This is a genomic window from Bradyrhizobium sp. NBAIM08, from assembly GCF_020193935.1.
GTDB classification, from domain to species: domain Bacteria; phylum Pseudomonadota; class Alphaproteobacteria; order Rhizobiales; family Xanthobacteraceae; genus Bradyrhizobium; species Bradyrhizobium yuanmingense.
The window spans coordinates 1-440 of sequence record NZ_JADYVR010000431.1; the positions used below are offsets into that span (position 1 = coordinate 1).

Sequence of the window (440 nt, forward strand, 5' to 3'; positions counted from 1 at the left end):
CCACCACCTCGCGCCGTGCGTTCGTCGCAGCATTGGCGACCGATGTGCCCGTCGGCGCAATCGTCGTCAGCGCGTCCGCGACGATCGATTCGAGCCGTGCCGCGACGCGTGTATGGGCGGCCTCGGCATCGTCCGCGACCCAGGCGATCGCCGACCCCGGGATGATGTCGTGGAACTGTTGCAGCAGTACGTCCTTCCACAGCCCTTCGAGCTCGGCTGCGACCTCGGGCGGTGCACCGCCGGCGGCCACCCACCACAGTTCGGCTTCGCGCAGCAGGCGCTCGCAGAGACGGTTTCCGACCTTGGTGGCCGACTGCGATGTCAACGTGCCGCGGTGCATCTCGAAGTACAACTCACCGGCCCACACCGGCACCGGTGCGCCGCCGGCCGCTTCGGCTTCCACGTGTCCGAAGAACTCCTCGGCCGTCCCGACGGAGATG

Annotated in this window: 1 pseudogene; it reads right to left on the reverse strand. The window is 68.9% G+C overall.

Annotated features, from left to right (window positions below):
- A pseudogene (locus tag I6F37_RS40270) lies at positions 1–403 on the reverse strand (alpha-mannosidase); the annotation flags it as partial.
- Positions 404–440 lie beyond the last annotated feature (37 nt).